The sequence below is a fragment of the Spirillospora sp. NPDC046719 genome, assembly GCF_040645715.1.
Classification (GTDB): domain Bacteria; phylum Actinomycetota; class Actinomycetes; order Streptosporangiales; family Streptosporangiaceae; genus Spirillospora.
Genome location: NZ_JBEYYT010000188.1, coordinates 1 through 17,148, shown reverse-complemented (window position 1 = coordinate 17,148; position 17,148 = coordinate 1). Strand labels below are relative to the sequence as shown.

Here is a 17,148-nt window from a genome sequence, read left to right as displayed (position 1 = left end):
CGGCGATGCCGCGCCCGCCACCGGCGGCGCCGAGCCCGCCGCCCACGACGACGGCGCGGAGGAGCAGGACGGCCCGCCCGCCGACCGGGCCGAGGACCCGGACGCGGGCGACGGCGGCGACGCCCCGCCGGTCCCGCGCGTCCCGCACCCGTCGCCCAGCCCGGAGGACGAGCGGGAGTCCGGCGAGGGCCGCATCTGGGACTGGAACCCGCCGCCGTCCGGCAACTTCCGCAGCGGTCCCACGCCTCCCGTGGAGTGAGCCGCGGCCCCGGGCGCGTCCCGTGCGGGCGGGGCCGGATGAGGGGCGCTCGGAGCCGGTCAGAACGTGGGACACCGGGGAAGATATGTCTCCATGACAACGGTTTCGTGGGTGGAGCTGGACGAGGACGACGGCTTCGGCATCGGGAACCTCCCGTACGGCGTGTTCTCGCGTCCCGGGGAGATGCCGCGCGTGGGCGTGGCGATCGGCGCGTACGTGCTCGACCTCGCGGGGCTGTCGGCCGCCGGGCTGGTGGAGGACCGGCACTACTTCGCGTCCGGTTCGCTCAACGCGTTCATGGTGGCGGGGCGCGCCGCCTGGCAGGCCAACCGCGCCCGCCTCACCGACCTGCTGACGGACGCGGCGCACCGTCCCCAGGTGGAACCGCACCTGATCCCGCTGGCGGACGTGGAGGTGCTGCGCCCGATCGAGGTCGCCGACTACGTGGACTTCTACTCGTCCGAGCACCACGCGGCCAACGTCGGGAGGATCTTCCGGCCGCAGGGCGAGCCGCTCAAGCCGAACTGGAAGCGGCTGCCGGTCGGCTACCACGGCCGCGCCGGGACGGTGTACCCGTCGGGCACGCCGATCGTCCGGCCGTCCGGGCAGCGCATGACCGGGGTGAGCGAGCCGGAGCCGTCGTACGGGCCGTCGCTGCGGCTGGACTTCGAGGCGGAGGTCGGGTTCGTCGCGGGCGTCCCGTCGATGCCGGGACGGGGCGTGCCGACCGGCGCCTTCCGCGATCACGTGTTCGGGTTCCTGCTGGTCAACGACTGGAGCGCGCGCGACCTCCAGGCGTGGGAGTCGCAGCCGCTCGGGCCGTTCCTCAGCAAGTCGTTCGCGACGTCGATCTCCCCGTGGGTGGTGCCGGTGGCCGCGCTGGAGCACGCGCGGGTGGACCCGCCCGTCCAGGACCCGGAGCCGCTCGGCTACCTGCGCTGCGCCGAGCCGTGGGGCCTTGACCTGCGGCTCGAGGTCCTGATCAACGGGCAGGTCGTGTCCGAGCCGCCGTTCGCCGGGATGTACTGGACGGCGCCGCAGCAGCTCGCGCACGCCACGGTGAACGGCGCGCCGCTGCGCACGGGCGACCTGTTCGCGTCCGGGACGGTGTCGGGGCCGGAGCGCGGCCAGCGCGGCTGCCTGCTGGAGCTCGGCTGGAACGGCCGCGAGCCGGTGGACCTCGGCGATGGGACGAAACGGACGTTCCTGGAGGACGGCGACACGGTGACGATCCGGGCGACGGCCCCGGGCGCGTCGGGGTCGGTCATCTCGCTGGGGGAGGTCGTTGGCACGGTGCATCCGGCACTGACCTGACGGCCCGGTTATCCACAGAACGACGTTCTGCTGCCGTTCGCCGCGCGCGGCCTCGAACATGGAGGCGTCGGGGTCGGCGGGCCCCCGCCGCGACACGGGTGAAGACGTACCGTAAGGGGACGAAGGCGTCCCCGATGGGAGGCGGCGATGCCGTACTACAGGGCCGTGGGGGAGATCCCGCGGAAGCGTCACGTGCAGTTCCGGCGGCCGGACGGCGGCCTGTACGCCGAGGAGCTGATGGGCGAGGAGGGCTTCACGTCCGACTCCAGCCTGCTGTACCACCGGCACGCCCCGACGGCGATCACCAAGAGCGAGGGCGTGCGGGACGGGGCCGCCGACGGCGCCGGGCTCGCCCCGAACCATCCGCTGCAGCCGCGCGCCTACCGCACCCAGGACCTGCCCGAGGGCGGTGACATGGTGCTCGGCCGGCAGATCCTTTTCGGCAACGACGACGTGACGCTCTCGTTCGTCGCGGCGGACGCCACCAGCGAGCTGTACCGGAACTCGGCCGGCGCCGAGGTCGTGTACGTCCAGTCCGGGCGGGCCAGGGTCGAGACGACCTACGGGGCGCTCGACGCCGGCGAGGGCGACTACGTGGTCATCCCGACCGGGACCATCCACCGGTGGGTGCTGCCGGAACGGGGCGGCGGGGCCTCTCTCCACGCGCTCGTCATCGAGGCGAGAGGGCACATCAGGCCGCCGAAGCGGTACCTGTCGCAGTACGGGCAGTTCCTGGAGCACGCCCCCTACAGCGAGCGCGACCTGCGCGGGCCGTCCGAACCCCTCCTGGTGGACGGCGGCGAGGTGCCCGTCCTCGTCCGCAACCGGAACGGGCTGTCGCGCCTGACGTACCTGCGGCACCCGTTCGACGTCGTCGGCTGGGACGGCTACCTGTACCCCTACGTCTTCAACATCAACGACTTCGAGCCCATCGTGAAGCGGACGCACGCGCCGCCGCCGGTCCACCAGACGTTCGAGGGCCCGGGGTTCGTGATCTGCTCGTTCTGCCCGCGTCCCCTCGACTTCGACGACCGGGCCGTGCCGATCCCGTACAACCACCACAACGTCGACAGCGACGAGATGATGTTCTACGTCGCCGGGGACTACTCGGCCCGCAAGGGCTCGGGGATCGGCATCGGCTCCATCTCGCTGCATCCGTCGGGGTTCACGCACGGCCCGCAGCCGGGCGCCGTCGAGGCGGTCGTGGAGGCGGTGCGGCAGGGGCACGACCGCACCACGGAGATGGCCGTCATGATCGACACGTTCCGCCCGCTGCGGCTGGGCGCCGCGGCGCGCCGCTGCGAGGACCCCGAGTACGCGTGGACGTGGGCCCGCACCTCCGGCCAGCGGGAGGGCGATGGCTGAGCCGCCCGGTCTCGGCGAGCCGGTCCGGGCCTTCGACGCACGGCCGGCCCGGCGCCGCGCGCTCACCTGGCTGGCCGCGCTCGCCGCGGCCGTGGCCGTGCTGGTCCCGCTCGCCGTCGCCGCCTTCCTGTCCGGCCGCGCCTGGCTCGGCGCGCCGCTCACCGTGATCGCCATGGGCTGCGCCGCGGCCGCCGGGTGGATCGCGGGCTGGGGCATCGTGTGGAAACGCGCCCCCGTCGTGCACCTGTACACCGGTGGCCTCCTGGTGTCCCCACCTCCCGCCGCCGGGGGCGCCACGTCGACGTCCGCCCATCGCGCGCATGGGGACGCACGCGGGGAGGGCGACACGTGGGGAGGGCACACCCCGCAGGGGACGCTCGCGACCCGCGGCCCGGGCAGCAATGCCGGTGTGTTCGTATGGGACGACCTGGTCTCGGTGACGGTCTCCGGCGTCCACCTTGGGGGCAGGGCTCCGGCATCGCCCAGCGGCTCGGCCCTGGGCGCGGGCGGCTCCGGGCCGACCGGCGGGACGCGGTGGCGCTTCACGGTCGTGAGCTCGGACGGGCGCGTCCTGCGCTTCGGCGACGAGCTCCCGGGCGTCCGGCTGCTCGGCGAGACGATCGCCGCCGAGGTGACGCGCCGCGCGGTGCCCCGGCATCTCGCGGCGGTCAAGGCGGGCGAGACCGTGCGTCTGGGGCCCTTCACCGTCGACCTGGAAGGCGTCGAGAAGGACGGGCAGCGGGTCCCGTGGCAGGCGGTCCGCGAGGTCGGGATCGAGGACGGGCTGGTGACCGTGCGCTCGTACGGCGGCCGTCCCGACCTGGCCGCGGTCGCCGGCCATATGCCCGACGCCCTGCCCTTCACCCTCCTCTGCGACCAGATCAAAGAACTACTAGGCACCCACTGACGTGCGGGCGCCGCCGTCCGCCGGGCCCTCCACGCCCCGCGGACCCGGCGACCTGGCACCACGTTCCGGCAGGTGCGAGCCCGGCCGGCCGGCACCGGGCACGGGACGCCCTCCGGAGGTTTTTCGGGGATCCGAAGATTTCTTCGGGAAGGATGTCGAGGAACCGGCCGCGGCTCCGATCAGTGGGTGACGGGCGGCCGACGAGGGCCGCCACCGGGACCGGGGCGGCCGCGAGAGGCCGCGCCACCAGAACGAGGAGACACCGTGAAGTACATGCTGCTGATCTTCAACCGGCCGGGGTTCGTCGAGGAGCTGACCGAGCAGGAGCGGCAGGAGCTGTTCGGCGAGGTCGACGAGATCATGAAGGAGATCACCGAGCGCGGCGAGCTCGTGGTGACCGAGGCGCTCGCCGACCCGTCCACCACCCGGGTCGTCCGGCAGAAGGACGGGCTGCCCGCCGTGACCGACGGCCCGTTCCTCGAGGCGAAGGAGCACCTCGCCGGCTACCTCACCGTCGACTGCGACAGCCTGGAGCGGGCCGTCGAGATCGCCTCGCGCTGGCCGGACGTCCGGTTCGGCGGGCGCATGGAGGTCCGCCCCGTGATGCACCACGCCGGAAGCGAGATGTGACCGTGCCCGTCGCGGTCGAGGACCTGCTGCGCGAGCTGGCGCCGCAGGTCCTCGGGACCCTCGTGCGGCGGCACGGCGCGTTCGACGCGTGCGAGGACGCCGTCCAGGAGGCGCTGCTCGCCGCCGCCGTCCAGTGGCCGGAGGAGGGCCTCCCGGAGAACCCGCGCGGCTGGCTGCTGACCGTCGCGACGCGCCGCCTCACCGACCAGTGGCGCAGCGAGCGCGCGCGCCGCGACCGGGAGGCCGCCGTCGCGCTGCGCGAGGTGCCCGCCGGCGAGGAGGCTCCGGGCGAGGACCGTCCCGGCGACCGCGACGACACGCTGACCCTGCTGTTCCTCTGCTGCCATCCGGCGCTGACGCCGTCCTCGCAGGTCGCGCTGACCCTCCGCGCGGTCGGCGGGCTGACGACCGCGCAGATCGCGCGGGCGTTCCTGGTGCCGGAGGCGACGATGGCGCAGCGGATCAGCCGGGCCAAGCAGCGGATCAAGGCGACCGGCGCCCGGTTCGCCCCGCCGCCCCCGGCCGAGCGCGACGAGCGGCTCCGCGCCGTCCTGCACGTCCTGTACCTGATCTTCAACGAGGGGTACACCGCGTCCAGCGGCCCGGACCTGCAGCGCGCCGACCTCACGGCGGAGGCGATCCGGCTGGCCAGGGCGGTGCACGGGCTGCTGCCCGGGGACGGGGAGGTCACCGGGCTGCTCGCCCTGATGCTGCTGACCGACGCCCGCAGGCCCGCCCGCACCGGCGCGGACGGGCTGCTCGTCCCGCTGTCCGAGCAGGACAGGACGCGCTGGGACGCCGGGGCGATCGACGAGGGCACCCGGCTGATCACCGACGCCCTCACCTGGTCGGCGCCCGGCCCGTACCAGGTGCAGGCCGCTATCGCCGCCGTCCACGCGGAGGCCCCGCGCCCCGAGGACACCGACTGGCCGCAGATCCTCGCCCTGTACCGGCTGCTGTCGCACCTGGCGCCGAACCCGATGGTCACGCTGAACGAGGCCGTCGCGCTCGCGATGGTGCACGGCCCGCGCGCCGGCCTCGACCTGCTGGCGACCCTGGACGGCGACGAGCGCCTGTCCGAGCACCACCGGCTCGCGGCCGTCCGGGCCCACCTGCTGGAGCAGGCGGGCGACCCGGCCGCCGCCTGCCGCGCCTACCGGGAGGCCGCCCGCGGCACCACGAGCCTCCCGGAACAGCGCTACCTCGAAGCCCGCATCGCACGACTCGACGGAGAACACCACGATGGAAACGACGACGCGAACCCTTGACGTCCCCGGCGCCTCCCTGCACTACGAGGTGCGCGGATCCGGGCCCGTCCTGCTGCTGATCTGCGGCGGGATCTACGACGCGGCGGGCTACGCCGGGCTCGCCGGCCTGCTCGCCGACCGCTACACGGTCGTCACCTACGACCGGCGCGGCAACTCCCGCAGCCCGCTCACCGGCCCGCCCGAGCGCCAGGAGATCGCCGTCCACGCCGACGACGCGTCCCGGCTGCTCGGCGCGGTGGCCGGCGGCCCCGCCTTCGTGTTCGGCAACAGCTCCGGCGCGCAGATCGCGCTCGAGCTGGCGGCGCGGCATCCCGAGCAGGTCCGCGCGGTCGTCGCGCACGAGCCGCCGCTGCTCGGGCTGCTGCCGGACGCCGACCACTGGGAGTCGGTCATCGCGGACGTCGAGCGCGCCTACCGGGAAGGCGGCGTCGGCCCCGCGATGGGCGTCTTCGGCGCCGCCATGGGCATGTCCGGCGGCGACGAGCCCGGCAGCGAAGGCGAGCCCGGGGGCGAGGGCGAACCCGACAACGCGGGAGAGTCCGACAACGCGGCAGAGCCCGGGAACGCGGGAGAGCCCGGGAACGCGGGGGAGGCGGAGAGCGTCGGGGAGGCCGCCGGGTCCTCCGAGGCCGCGGAGGCGCCGAGTCCCGAGATGCTGGAGATGTTCGCGCGCTTCGAGAAGAACACCGACTTCTTCGCCGGCTACGAGGTGCCCGGCTTCGGGCGCCACGCCCTCGACGTCGGTAGGCTGCGCGAGTCGCCCGTCCGGATCACGGTCGCGGTCGGCGCGGAGTCCGCCGGCGAGCCGCCCCACCGGGCCGGTCTCGCCTTGGCCGAGCGCCTCGGGAAGCCCGCCGAGACCTACCCGGGCGACCACGGCGGCTTCGGCGCCGAGGCCCCCGCCTTCGCCGCCCGCCTCGCCGAGACCTTCTCCTCCTGATGCGAGGCACCGCCCCCCGCCCCCTCCTGGCCCGTCCGGAGGGGGCCGTCGGATCGGGCGCGGGTGCGCGAGAGTCCGCGCGGGCAGGGGCCTATCCAATAACCTGTGGCTGTGAGTCTGCGCCTTTACGACACCGGTACCCGTAGCGTCCGCACGTTCGAGCCCCTCGAAGAGGGCCGCGTGGGGATGTACGTGTGCGGTGCGACGCCGCAGGCCTCTCCGCACATCGGGCACCTCCGGTCCGGTGTCATCTACGACGTGCTGCTGCGGTGGCTGCGCGCGTCCGGCTACGAGGTGACGTTCGCGCGGAACGTCACCGACGTCGACGACAAGATCATCGCGGTGGCGGCGGAGCGGGGCGTGCCGTGGTTCGCGGTCGCCGAGGGCAACCAGCGCGTCTTCACGCAGGGCTACGACCTGCTCGGCTGCCTGCCGCCGACGATCGAGCCGCGCGCCACCGGGCACGTCCCGGAGATGATCGTGCTGATCCGGCGGCTGATCGAGAACGGGCACGCCTACACCGCGGCCGGCGACGTGTACTTCGACGTGAAGTCCTGGGCCGACCACTACGGCGAGCTGTCGAACCAGCGGCTGGAGAACATGCGGCCGACCGGCGACACCCCGAACGAGGACGCCAAGCGCGACCCGCGCGACTTCGCGCTGTGGAAGGGCGCCAAGCCCGGCGAGCCGTCCTGGGAGACGCCGTGGGGCGACGGGCGGCCCGGCTGGCACCTGGAGTGCTCGGCGATGGCGACCAAGTACCTCGGGCCGGTCTTCGACATCCACGGCGGCGGCGTCGACCTGATCTTCCCGCACCACGAGAACGAGATCGCCCAGTCGCGTGCGGCGGGCGACGGGTTCGCGCGGTACTGGCTGCACAACGGGCTGCTGACCGTCGACGGCGAGAAGATGAGCAAGTCCGTCGGGAACGTGGTGCTGCTGCCCGACCTGCTCGGGAAGGCCCGTCCGGCGGAGATCCGCTACTACCTGGCCTCGGCGCACTACCGGTCGCTGATGGACTACACCGACGCGGCGCTGGCCGAGGCGGTGTCGGCCTACCAGCGCATCGAGGGGTTCGTCACGCGGGCGAGCGAGGTCGTCGGCGCGGGGGAGCCGGCGGGTTCGGTGCCCGAGGCGTTCGCGGCCGCGATGAACGACGACCTGGGCGTCCCGCAGGCGCTGGCGACGCTGCACGAGACCGTCCGGGAGGGCAACAGCGCGCTGGCGGCCGGGGACGAGGACGCGGTCCGCGGGCATCTGGCGTCCGTCCGGGCGATGGCCGGGGTGCTGGGCCTCGACCCGCTGTCGGAGCAGTGGAGCCAGGGCGGCGGCGACGATCTGCGTCCCGTCGTGGACGCCCTGGTCGCGGTGGCCCTGGAGCAGCGGCAGGCGGCGCGGGCCCGCAAGGACTACGCGTCCGCCGACGCCATCCGCGACGGCCTCGCCGACGCCGGGATCGTCGTCGAGGACACTCCGCACGGCGCCCGCTGGGAACTGAAGCGCGACTGACCTGGCCGCCCCCTGGCCCTGATCTCGCCGCCCTTTGGCCCTGACCTGGCCGAACCCGGGGCGCTGACCTCGCCGGGCCGGGGTCGCGGCCCGGGCCGCCCGCCCTCCTCGGCGGGCGGTTCGGTCCGGCGGGCGTCGCGCACTGGCCGCGGCGGATAAAATGGCATGTTCGCGGGCGCCCGCATGTGCGCGCCCCGGAGTTTCCAGCCGCCCGACAGCCGCGAGGGCGAGCACGCAATCGTCGCGAGGGGCGTACCGAACAATGGCCAAGCGCAAGGGCAAGGGTCCCACCCCCAAGGCCGAGGACCGGCACTGGCACGGCAAGCGCCAGAAGGCGCGCGCCGTCAAGAGCGCCAAGCGGACCGGCACCCAGACGCTGGGCCCGGGCGCTCGCGCGGCACGGACCGCCGAGGGCCGCCCCACGACGGGCCGTCCCGCCGGAGCGCGCCGTGCGAACGGCGAGGTCCCCGAGCTGGTCACCGGCCGCAACCCGGTCGTGGAGGCGCTGCGCGCGGGGGTGCCCGGCAGCACCCTGTACGTGACGTCGGGCACGGACGAGCGGGTCCGCGAGTCCATCCAGATCGCCGCCGACCGCGGCATCCCCCTGCTGGAGACCGGAAAGAACGAGCTGGACCGGCTCACCGACGGTGCCGTCCACCAGGGCATCGCGCTGCAGGTCAAGCCGTACCGGTACGCGCATCCGGACGACCTGCTCACCGGGACGTCCCCGCTGATCGTCGCGGTCGACGGGATCACCGACCCGCGCAACCTCGGTGCGATCGTCCGGTCCGCGGCGGCGTTCGGCGCCACCGGCGTGGTGGTGCCGGAGCGGCGCGCCGCGGGGGTGAACGCGGGCGCGTGGAAGTCGTCCGCGGGGACGCTCGCGACGGTCCCGGTGGCGCAGGCGACGAACCTGGCGCGGCAGCTGAAGGCGTACCAGAAGGCCGGCTGCTTCGTCGCCGGCCTGGACGCGCGCGGCGGCGTGACCATCGGCGACATGGAGATCGCGACGGGCCCGTTCGTGCTGGTCGTGGGCTCGGAGGGCAAGGGCCTCGGCCGGCTCGTCGCCGACACCTGCGACATGCTCGTGACGATCCCGATGCCGGGCAAGGCGGAGTCGCTGAACGCCGGCGTGGCGGCCGGGATCGCGCTGTACGAGGTCAGCCGCCTGCGCTCCTGACGCCCCGCCGTCGCTGACGCCCCGTCGTCCCCGTCGTCCTTGTCGTCCTTGACGTCCTTGACGTCCTTGACGTCCTTGACGTCCTTGACGTCTCGCCGCTCGCAGACGTCTCGCCGCCCCGATCGCCTCGACGGCGGTCGGGGGCCGGGAAGCGGTCAGGAGGCGGGGGCGTTCCCGAGGCGTTCCTTGAGCGTGGCGGCGAACGCGGCGCGATCGTTGCTGCGCGGGTACGGCTCGTCCGGGACGGGGACGCCGAGGAACGCGCAGAGCGGCCCCCACCCGTGGGCGGCCTCGAACTCCAGAAGCCGCCCCGCCGGGATCTCGCGGCGCACCGCATCGTTGTGCTCGTTGAACGCCCTGATCGCGTGGTCCTCGTCGATCCGGCCGCCGAGGACGCCCTCCCAGACGATGCGGCGGGCGACGTCGCGCATCGCGGCGAGTTCCGGCGGCGCGCCGTCGAAGTCCGCGTTGTGCGACTGGAAGATGGTGGCGCGCGCGCTCTGGTACCAGCATTCGGGGTCGCGGACGGTGAGTATGACCTTCGCGTCGGGATAGCGGCGGGTGAGTTCCCGCCAGTATGCGGCGCCGGGCCAGTCGACCGTCGCGCGGTAGCCGTCGTAGACGCGGTCCCAGTCGGGGGTTCCTGTCTCGGCGACCTCGCGCCATAGACCGATCTGTGCGGGGTCCTCGAACAGGGCCGCCATATGGTGGCACGGCCCGAATCCGAGCCGTTCCAGGGCGGTCCGCAGGGAGAGCGTGCCGGTCCGGCCGAATCCGACGCCGATGACCTGAAGCAAGGGGAACTCCTCTCGATCGGTTGCCGAGGCCAGCGTCGGCCGGGTGCCGGGGGCCTGCAAGGGACACGTTCCGTACTCGCCCGACAGCGTGTGGTGACGGTGGCGGCATGGTGGCCGGGATCACTCTCTTTCCGTAAATAATCTCAACGTTCAGAGGATTGACGGTCAGGTAAGCCTCGTGCTGTTATCTCAACGTTGAGATAATCAATGAAGGGTGATCCAGATGACCGCCATCGCGGCACCCCGGTCCCTGCGCCACCGCTACGCCGCCGACCTCGGCCTCGCGGCGCTCGCGCCCGCGAGCTGGGGCACCACCTACGTCGTCACCACCACGCTGCTGCCCGACGGCCGCCCCCTGCTGGCCGCCACGATGCGCGCCCTGCCCGCCGGGCTGGTGCTCCTCGCCGCCAACCGCCGCCTCCCCCGGGGGTCCTGGTGGTGGAAGTCGGCCGTCCTCGGCGTCCTCAACTTCGGCGCGTTCTTCCCGCTGATCTTCTTCGCCGCGTACCGGCTGCCCGGCGGCGTCGCCGCCACCATCGGCTCCGTCCAGCCGCTGGTCGTCGCGGTGCTGTCGGTGCTCGTCCTGCACGCCCGCCCCGCCCGCGCCGTGCTGTACTCGGCGATCGCCGGCACCGGCGGCGTCGCGCTGCTGACCCTGACCGGCGACGCCCGCCTCGACCCGCTCGGCATCGGCGCGATGCTCACCGCCACCTCGCTGATGGCCACGGCGATCGTGCTGGCCAAGAAGTGGGGACGGCCCGAGTCCCCGATCGTCATGACGGGCTGGCAGCTCACCGTCGGCGGGCTCGTCCTCGCCCCCTTCACGCTCGCGTTCGAAGGCGTCCCCACGTCGCTGACCGGCCAGAACGTCCTCGGCTTCCTCTACCTCGGCATCGTCGGGACCGCGATCGCGTACGCGCTGTGGTTCCGCGGCATCGACCGGCTGCCGCCCACCTCGGTCTCCCTGCTCGGCCTCACCAACCCGATGGTCGCGACCCTCGCCGGCCTGACGATCCTCGGCCAGACCCTCACCGGCTGGCAGGTCGTCGGGTTCACCGTCGCCCTCGGCGCCCTCGTCGCCGGACAGGCGTTCAATCGCCGATCATGACCCGTCCCGGACGCCCTGCCGCACAGCGAGGCGCCGCCGCTCCAGGAACGCGATCTCGACCTCGTCCTGTGTGCGCGCGAGCGCCTCACCGTAGGCCGCAGCGGCCTCCCCGTCCCGCCCCGACCTCCGCAGCAGATCCGCACGGATCGCATGGAACAGGTAATAGCGGCTCAGATCCAGCTCCTCGACCAGCGAGAGCGCCGCGTCCACCCCCTCGACCTCCGCGACCGCGACCGCCCTGTTCAGCGCCACCACCGGGCTCGGCGCCACCGCTATCAGCTGGTCGTACAGCGCGAGCACCTGCCGCCAGTCCGTCGGCGGACGGCTGTGCACCGCGTTGATCGCCGCCTGGATCTGGTACGGCCCCGGACGGTTCCGCCGCAGGCACCACCGCACCAGCTCCCGGCCCTCCTCCGCCATCGCCCCGTCCCACGACCCCGGATCCTGGTCGGCCAGCAGTACCAGCTCGCCGTCCCGCACCCGCGCCGCCCGCCGCGACTCCACCAGCAGCATCAACGCCAGCAGCCCCCGCACCTCCGGCTCGTCCGGCATCAGCTCCAGCAGCACCCGGCCCAGCCGGATCGCCTCCGCCGCCGTCCTCTCCCGCCGGTAGCCCTCGTTGAACACCAGGTAGACCACCGCGAGGACCCCCGCCAGACGTCGCGGAAGGTCCTCCGCCGCGGGCACTTGGTACGGGATCCGCGCCTCCCGGATCCTCGCCTTCGCCCGCACCAGCCGCTGCGCCATCGTCTTCTCCGGCACCAGGAACGCCCGCGCGACCTCCGCCGTCGACAGCCCGCCCACCATCCGCAACGTCAACGCCACCCGCGCCGCCATCCCCAGCGCCGGATGGCAGCACGTGAACAGCAGCCGCAACCGGTCGTCCCCGATCGCCGGCTCAGCGTCCGCCTCCGCCGGACCGCTCAGCAGCGCCGCCTGCGCGTGCTTCCCCGGCCGCGCGCCCTCCCGCCGCAGCCGGTCGATCGCCCGGTTCCGCGCCGTCGTGATGATCCACCCCGCCGGGCTCGGCGGCGGACCGTCCACCGGCCAGCGCCGCACGGCCTCGGCGAACGCGTCCTGCACGGCCTCCTCCGCGACGTCCAGATCCCCGAACGCCCGGACCAGCACCGCCACCGCGCGGCCGTGCTCCTCCCGGAACGCCCGCTCGACGTCGTCAGCACTCACCCTGGAAGGGTCGCACCTCCACCGGCAGCCCCGTCACCCGCGAGTACCGCCCGGCCCACCACAGCGCCTCGTCCTGGCTCTCCATCTTGACGATGGTCAACCCGCCGATGTGCTCCTTGCTCTCGGTGTACGGCCCGTCGGTCGCGATCACGTCATCGCCCTCGACCCGCACCACCGCGCTGTCGCCGGGCTCGTGCAGCGGGCACCCGAACACCCACGCCTCCGAGAGCTCCAGCTCCCGCCGGATCTCACCGAGCTTCGCCATCACCTTCTCCAGCTCCTCCGGCGGCGGCTTCTCGCCCACGGGCTGGATGATGTTGAACACGTACCGCTTCATGCGTCCTCCAGTTTCCGATAGGTCGCGATGACGACCCCAGTCGTCGTCGTGACGGTGCCCACCAGCCGCAGATTCTCCGAGAATCCCGCGAACAACCGCCGTCCCGTCCCCAGCACCACCGGATGGATCAGCAGCAGGAACACGTCCACGAGCCCCAGCCGCGCGAGCGACCGGACGAGCTCCCCGCTGCCGTGCACCGTGAGCCGCTCCTCCCGCTCCTTGATCCCCGCGACCGCCTCCACGTCGTCCACGAGCACCGAGTTCTCCCACGGCAGCGGCTCCCGCAACGTCCGCGACACGACGTACTTCCGCGTCCGGTTCAGGACCTCGGTGTACGGGTTGTCCTTCCGGGCGGGCCACACCGCGCGGAAGTCCTCGTACGTCCGCCGGCCGAGCAGGATCGCCCCGCCGCCGCCCATCCGCTTGCCCATCTCGGAGGCCATGACCTCGTCATTCCCGGGAATCGCCCAACCACCGTGCGGGAACCCGTCCCGTTCGTCCTCGTCCGTCCGCGCCGGCGCCTGCATCACGCCGTCGAGCGTCACGTGCTCCACCACAGTCAGGTTCCCCACGAGCTGATCTCCTCACCTACGGCCGGCCCACCGCCGACCCCTCGTCCCCTATACGAAGACGGTCTCCCCGGATCGACACCGGTCCCAAGAAACTTCCGCCCGCCCTTCCCCGCTGGGCGCATCCGGCGCTCATGAGACTTTCATCCTCCGCCCATGGGGCTCTCAGGACGTCTCGTTTGGCTTGCCGCGTCCCCGTTTCCCCAACGAGGAGGCTCCCGATGGACGAGAACGAGCAAGACGGACCGGCGCGACGCACAGGGCTGAGCCGCCGCGCCGCGCTGACCGCGATGGGCGGCGTCGGCCTGACGGTCGGAGCGGTCGCCGGCGGCGTGGCGCTCTCCGGCGGCGCCGAGGGCGGGACCGCCACGCCCGTGTCCGCCACGTCCGGCGCGAAGCGGCCGTCATGCGTCCTCACGCCGGAGACGATCGAAGGCCCGTACTACCTCGACTACGAGATGGTCCGGCGCACCATCACCGAGGACCGGCCGGGCGTCCCGCTGATCCTGCGGACGACCGTCGTCGACTCCCGGACGTGCCGCCCGATCCCCAGGGCGGCCGTGGACATCTGGCACTGCGACGCGGGCGGCGTCTATTCCGGCTACGAGGGCAACACCCTGCCCGGCGGCGGGACGCCCCCGACCGGTGCCCCCACCGACGCGCCGACCCGCACCCCCACCGGGCCGCCTCCCGGAGGCGGCGACATGCACCAGGAGCCGGTCAACGACCTGACCTTCCTGCGCGGCGTCCAGCTCGCCGACGGCCACGGCGCCGCCGAGTTCGCGACCGTCTACCCCGGCTGGTACCAGGGGCGGGCCCTGCACATCCACGTGAAGGTGCACATCGGAGGCAAGGTCGACCGGCAGAAGAAGACCTACACCGGCGGGCACGTCAGCCACACCGGCCAGCTCTTCTTCGCCGAGGACCTGGCGGAGAAGATCGCCGCGCTGTCCCCCTACAAGGACAACACCGTCGAGCGCGTGAAGCTGGACGACGACTTCATCTACCAGCAGGCCGGCTCCGGCCTGCTGACGATCCGTCCGCTCCACAAGGGCCGGATCGAGCGCGGCCTGCTCGCCACCATCACCCTGGGCGTAGACCCGACGGCCACCTGACCCGCAGCACGACGCCCCCTTCCCCAACGGGAGGGGGCGTCGTGCGTGGGACTTGAACCAACCCCTCCTGTTCCCAAAGGCTCCGGGAAACCACCGCCGCCCGTCTGGCCCGCTCGTGACACCCCTCTCACCAGCGTGAACGTCCAGTGAAGACGGCACGTCCCAGAAACGCCGCCACAGGGACGCTTCCCCGCCACGGCATCCACAACGGGAACAGGAATCCTCTATGCGCATGATCATCGCCGCAGGCGTCACCGTCCATACCCTCGCCGCCTGCGAGCCCACCGCATCCACGGCCGCGCCCGCCAAGACCGTCACCGTCACCCCGACGCACACCGTGACCGCGGCCCCGAAGGCCGCCGCACCGACGAAGACGCACGCCGCGCAGCCGAAGCTGATCCGCGTTCCCGACGTCGTCGGCCACAACCACCAGAAGGCGCAGGACGAGATGCAGGCCCACGGCCTGTTCATGCTCGCCGAAGAAGACGCGACCGGTCAGGGACGGATGCTGCTGTGGGACCGGAACTGGGTCGTCGTCCGGCAGAAGCCCGCACCCGGAACCAAGGTCTCCCCGACTACCACGATCACCCTGTACAGCAAGAAGTACACCGACTGATCCGGAGCTCGACGTCCTCACCCGGGCGTCCACTTGTGGACGCAGGACGCCGCAGGTGGAGGAGTGGTTTCCGCCTCCCGGGACCATACGCTTGCGCTGATCTCGGGAGGTCGTGGATGGATCGGCTGTACGAACGTTCCAGCAGGCGGTGCGAGGCCGGGTCGCTCGATCCGGCGGTGCGGGACGCGATCGCCGCGCACGCCGAGGCGCACCAGCTCGGCGACGTGCTGGGCGCGGCGCGGTGGTGCTGCGAGACGCGCAGCGTGCGGCTCAAGCGCCCGGGCCTGCTCATGCGGCTGACGAAGTCCGGCGACCCCGACAAAGAGCACACCACGGTCGCCCTGATCCTGCCCCGCTACCTGGTCGTGGCCGTGGCCGGAGAACAGCGGGGCATCCACGTCCGGTCGATCCGCCTGGAGGACGTGAGCGTCGGCCGCGGCCTGGCCTCCAACATCGACACCGGCGTCAGCGCGACCGGCCTCTGGTCGGGGACGACGGAACCCGCCTCCTTCTACATCGGCCTGGGCGACGACACGGACGGCAAGGCCTTCCTCGACACCCTGCGCGGCGCAATCGCCGAGATCAAAACCGCCTGATCAGCAAGCGACTCGGCGCCCGCGCACAGGTACCCGCGACAACCGGAGCCATGATGATCGCCAGAGTCTGGCGCGCAACCGCCACCGCCGAGGGGGCGGACGCCTACCGCGAGCACTTCACCGCCTCAGTGCTGCCGACGCTCCGTCGCCTAGACGGACATCGAGGCGCGTACCTGTTCCGCCTGGACGGGGATGACCTGGTGGAGCTGGAGGTCATGACCCTGTGGGAGTCCGCCGAGGCCATACGGGCCTTTGCTGGAAATGACATGACGACGGCCGTGGTGGAGCCGGAGGCACGAGCCGTGCTCTTGACTTACGACAAGACGGTCAGCCACCGGACGGTCGTGGTAGACACCCTGAACGCCCCGGCCTAGGCACCGCTTCGATACGGACGGCACCGCGCCGCGGCACTGGGCCGCACTAAGCCCCCGGCCGCCGAGATCGCAATGGCTCCCATAATGGCGCGAGAGGCCCCTTGCGAAGATCGCGAGGGGCCTCTGAGCTGGGAGCCGGCGAGGGGACTTGAACCCCTAACCTTCTGTTTACAAGGTCCCCAAACGATCACTGCCGCCGTCCGAACCCGTCCGCACGCTGGGCCGATGACCTGCGTCCCGTCCGAACTCGTTCACCCCGATCCAAGATCATCCATCGCCGTGGCTCCCACCGTGGCTCCCAAAGCTCCTCAGGTCTGAGCAGAGCGACGGAACTCCTCGACGAGCTGAAAGAAGCGTTCGAGCGGGGATTCGCCCTCGGCATGATCTTCGATCGCCGCAGCCCACCCGAGCACCAACGACCAGCCGTACTGCTGCCCCAGCCAGTCGGAGAAGGAGCCTCTGGGACCGAACGCGAAGCGCTCGTCAACCTCGTGGATCAGCAGTGCGACACCGTATCCGTACAGGAGAGTCTCCAGCTCGCGCAGTGAATGGTCACGCACCCACATCCCTGGGCGTGCCCGAACCTGGTCGAGGAACCCGTATGCGTCGCTGCACTGCTCAACCGGGCGGATCTTCGGTCGAGCGCCTTCCGTATCGGCCACGCTCGCAGCCTAGGCGGGTGCCGCAACGGACGAACGGACCGGTCCGGAGGGTGCTCCCGCGCGAACGGCGCGCACCCCGTGACAGACCGTCTTGCGCGGGAGTGCCCTCCGGGTCCAGGAGGGGTCTGGGGAACCACGGGGTTCCCCAGTCGCGCACGCTCAACAATCGCTTGCGCCCACCGTCATGGTTTGTGGGGGGAGGTTGAAGGGTCCCGGGCAGTACTAGGCAGCCTCTGTTCCTTGCCCGGCGTTACCGGCTGCTCGACGCGGACCGAGTATGGCAGAGCGCGGGCGGCGGCGCGGCACCGTCGGGGCCGGTCGGGACGGGGCCGGCGGACGCGTCGCGATGCGCGGCCGGGCGCGGCCGCCCGGTGACCGGCGCCCACGCCGCACGCGCCGGGCGGCCAGGCGCGGGGC

19 protein-coding genes are annotated in these 17,148 nt (G+C 72.7%); 14 read left to right on the top strand and 5 right to left on the bottom strand.

All coding sequences use genetic code 11. From position 1 onward, the window contains the following. The 9 genes from ABZ914_RS28270 to rlmB form a co-directional block, all read left to right on the top strand. A partial coding sequence (locus ABZ914_RS28270) for a hypothetical protein (protein WP_500196881.1) occupies window positions 1–259 on the top strand: 259 nt, incomplete at its 5' end. Between the two features lie 93 nt (window positions 260–352). Beyond that, complete coding sequence (gene fahA, locus ABZ914_RS28265) at window positions 353–1,573, top strand: fumarylacetoacetase (RefSeq protein ID WP_500196879.1); 1,221 nt, start codon at window positions 353–355, stop codon at window positions 1,571–1,573. Window positions 1,574–1,720: 147 nt separating this feature from the next. Next, window positions 1,721–2,938 (top strand): homogentisate 1,2-dioxygenase, encoded by a 1,218-nt coding sequence (locus tag ABZ914_RS28260; RefSeq protein ID WP_190860795.1) that lies wholly within the window; start codon window positions 1,721–1,723, stop codon window positions 2,936–2,938. Then, window positions 2,931–3,845 carry a DUF6585 family protein gene (locus ABZ914_RS28255; protein WP_500196877.1) on the top strand — a complete coding sequence of 305 codons (915 nt, stop codon included), beginning with the start codon at window positions 2,931–2,933 and terminating at the stop codon, window positions 3,843–3,845. Before ABZ914_RS28260 ends, ABZ914_RS28255 begins: the two co-directional genes overlap by 8 nt. A 273-nt stretch (window positions 3,846–4,118) precedes the next feature. Next, on the top strand, window positions 4,119–4,475 hold the full coding sequence (locus ABZ914_RS28250) for a YciI family protein (RefSeq protein ID WP_208272274.1): 357 nt from the start codon (window positions 4,119–4,121) through the stop codon (window positions 4,473–4,475). Beyond that, on the top strand, window positions 4,472–5,743 hold the full coding sequence (locus ABZ914_RS28245) for an RNA polymerase sigma factor (RefSeq protein WP_500196876.1): 1,272 nt from the start codon (window positions 4,472–4,474) through the stop codon (window positions 5,741–5,743). The genes ABZ914_RS28250 and ABZ914_RS28245 overlap by 4 nt, the downstream gene beginning before the upstream one ends. Further along, window positions 5,718–6,683: an alpha/beta fold hydrolase gene (locus ABZ914_RS28240; protein ID WP_500196874.1), complete on the top strand. Its 966-nt coding sequence runs from the start codon at window positions 5,718–5,720 to the stop codon at window positions 6,681–6,683. Before ABZ914_RS28245 ends, ABZ914_RS28240 begins: the two co-directional genes overlap by 26 nt. A 111-nt stretch (window positions 6,684–6,794) precedes the next feature. Then, window positions 6,795–8,192 (top strand): cysteine--tRNA ligase, encoded by a 1,398-nt coding sequence (gene cysS, locus ABZ914_RS28235; protein WP_190860777.1) that lies wholly within the window; start codon window positions 6,795–6,797, stop codon window positions 8,190–8,192. A gap of 262 nt (window positions 8,193–8,454) precedes the next feature. After that, window positions 8,455–9,372, top strand: coding sequence for a 23S rRNA (guanosine(2251)-2'-O)-methyltransferase RlmB (gene rlmB / locus ABZ914_RS28230; RefSeq protein WP_500196872.1), 918 nt, complete (start codon window positions 8,455–8,457; stop codon window positions 9,370–9,372). 155 nt (window positions 9,373–9,527) lie between these two features. Here the strand turns inward: rlmB and ABZ914_RS28225 are convergent, their stop codons facing one another. Continuing rightward, on the bottom strand, window positions 9,528–10,169 hold the full coding sequence (locus tag ABZ914_RS28225) for a sulfotransferase family protein (RefSeq protein ID WP_500196871.1): 642 nt from the start codon (window positions 10,167–10,169) through the stop codon (window positions 9,528–9,530). A gap of 223 nt (window positions 10,170–10,392) precedes the next feature. Between ABZ914_RS28225 and ABZ914_RS28220 the strand changes: the two genes are divergently transcribed. After that, the gene (locus ABZ914_RS28220; protein ID WP_500196869.1) at window positions 10,393–11,277 is read left to right on the top strand and encodes an EamA family transporter; all 885 of its coding nucleotides are present in this window, start codon (window positions 10,393–10,395) and stop codon (window positions 11,275–11,277) included. Here ABZ914_RS28220 and ABZ914_RS28215 read toward each other — a convergent pair. The 3 genes from ABZ914_RS28215 to ABZ914_RS28205 are packed head-to-tail and all read right to left on the bottom strand — an operon-like array spanning window position 11,272 to window position 13,371. Then, the gene (locus ABZ914_RS28215; protein ID WP_500196867.1) at window positions 11,272–12,462 is read right to left on the bottom strand and encodes an RNA polymerase sigma factor; all 1,191 of its coding nucleotides are present in this window, start codon (window positions 12,460–12,462) and stop codon (window positions 11,272–11,274) included. The two genes, ABZ914_RS28220 and ABZ914_RS28215, sit on opposite strands and share 6 nt — an antisense overlap. After that, window positions 12,452–12,799, bottom strand: a complete 348-nt coding sequence (locus ABZ914_RS28210; RefSeq protein WP_190860761.1) for a YciI family protein — start codon at window positions 12,797–12,799, stop codon at window positions 12,452–12,454. Before ABZ914_RS28210 ends, ABZ914_RS28215 begins: the two co-directional genes overlap by 11 nt. Continuing rightward, a complete protein-coding gene (locus ABZ914_RS28205) occupies window positions 12,796–13,371 on the bottom strand; it encodes a dihydrofolate reductase family protein (protein ID WP_500196865.1) in 576 nt (191 codons plus the stop codon). The genes ABZ914_RS28210 and ABZ914_RS28205 overlap by 4 nt, the downstream gene beginning before the upstream one ends. 218 nt (window positions 13,372–13,589) lie before the next feature. Between ABZ914_RS28205 and ABZ914_RS28200 the strand changes: the two genes are divergently transcribed. From ABZ914_RS28200 to ABZ914_RS28185, 4 genes are all read left to right on the top strand, one after another. After that, window positions 13,590–14,483, top strand: a complete 894-nt coding sequence (locus ABZ914_RS28200) for an intradiol ring-cleavage dioxygenase (protein WP_500196863.1) — start codon at window positions 13,590–13,592, stop codon at window positions 14,481–14,483. A 232-nt stretch (window positions 14,484–14,715) separates the two neighbouring features. Next, window positions 14,716–15,099 carry a PASTA domain-containing protein gene (locus ABZ914_RS28195; RefSeq protein WP_500196862.1) on the top strand — a complete coding sequence of 128 codons (384 nt, stop codon included), beginning with the start codon at window positions 14,716–14,718 and terminating at the stop codon, window positions 15,097–15,099. A 116-nt stretch (window positions 15,100–15,215) separates the two neighbouring features. Further along, window positions 15,216–15,695: a hypothetical protein gene (locus ABZ914_RS28190; protein WP_500196860.1), complete on the top strand. Its 480-nt coding sequence runs from the start codon at window positions 15,216–15,218 to the stop codon at window positions 15,693–15,695. A 50-nt stretch (window positions 15,696–15,745) separates the two neighbouring features. Beyond that, complete coding sequence (locus ABZ914_RS28185; protein WP_500196858.1) at window positions 15,746–16,069, top strand: antibiotic biosynthesis monooxygenase family protein; 324 nt, start codon at window positions 15,746–15,748, stop codon at window positions 16,067–16,069. 308 nt (window positions 16,070–16,377) lie between these two features. On the opposite strand, the gene ABZ914_RS28180 is transcribed toward ABZ914_RS28185, so the two are convergent. Then, window positions 16,378–16,731 carry a hypothetical protein gene (locus ABZ914_RS28180; RefSeq protein ID WP_500196856.1) on the bottom strand — a complete coding sequence of 118 codons (354 nt, stop codon included), beginning with the start codon at window positions 16,729–16,731 and terminating at the stop codon, window positions 16,378–16,380. Window positions 16,732–17,148: the final 417 nt, after the last annotated feature.